This window comes from Pseudomonas sp. PS01299 (genome assembly GCF_029960145.1).
Lineage (GTDB): Bacteria > Pseudomonadota > Gammaproteobacteria > Pseudomonadales > Pseudomonadaceae > Aquipseudomonas > Aquipseudomonas putida_A.
The window spans coordinates 1-865 of sequence record NZ_JASCPO010000499.1 but is presented as its reverse complement, the minus strand read 5'-3'; the positions used below and the strand labels follow the sequence as shown (position 1 = coordinate 865).

2 protein-coding genes are annotated in these 865 nt (G+C 58.0%); both read left to right on the top strand.

Features of this window, described 5'->3' with window-relative positions:
• The coding region (locus QMX91_RS31245) for an Hcp family type VI secretion system effector (RefSeq protein ID WP_282413915.1) at positions 1–354 on the top strand (354 nt) is incomplete at its 5' end.
• A gap of 131 nt (positions 355–485) precedes the next feature.
• Positions 486–865, top strand: a 380-nt coding sequence (locus tag QMX91_RS31240) for a contractile injection system protein, VgrG/Pvc8 family (protein ID WP_282413914.1), incomplete at its 3' end; no start/stop codon positions are given.

Here is an 865-nt window from a genome sequence, read left to right as displayed (position 1 = left end):
CAATCCGGTCAGCCAACCGGTCAGCGCGTGCACAAGCCAGTGATCATCACCAAGGTCTACGACAAGGCTTCGCCTCTGCTGCAAGCTGCTCTGACCTCCGGCGAGCGCATGAGCGAAATCGTTATCCAGTGGTACCGTACTTCTGCTCAAGGTACTCAAGAGCACTACTACACCACCAAACTGGAAGACGCGATCATCGTCGCCATCAACAACAAAATGCACAACTGCCAGGATCCAGGCAACTCGCACTTCACCCACCTGGAAGAAGTGCAGTTCACCTACCGCAAAATCACCTGGACCCACGAAGTATCCGGTACTTCGGGTTCCGATGACTGGCGTGCTCCAGTCGTTTAATTACGGCTGATCGTTACAAGCATCGACCAGCCCTGCTGGTCGATGTTGTTTACGCCCCTCCAGAATTTCGCGTGCGTTGAACCGCCTTGCGGTTGTCGACGAACGCCGCTGTACAGCACGAGGAACAAGGGATGTTCGCGCCGGCCAATGAAACCCACTTTGCCCTGACCATCGAAGGGCTCTCCGCCGATTTTCAGGTATTCACCCTGACCGGCCGGGAAGCCATCAGCCAGCCTTTTGTCTTTGAGGTGGAGCTGGTCAGTGAGCAGCCGTCGCTGGACCTCGAAACCCTGCTGCACAAACCGGCCTTTCTGCAGCTGTCGCCCGATGGCAGCGGCATCCACGGCCAGATCTACCGCGCCGCGCAAGGCGATTCCGGCAAGCGCCTGACGCGCTACTCGGTGACCCTGCGCCCGCAATTGTCGTACCTGGCGCACCGCGTCAACCAACGGATCTTCCAGAACCTCACGGTGCCGAAAATCATCGGCATGGTTCTCGAAGAGCACGGCAT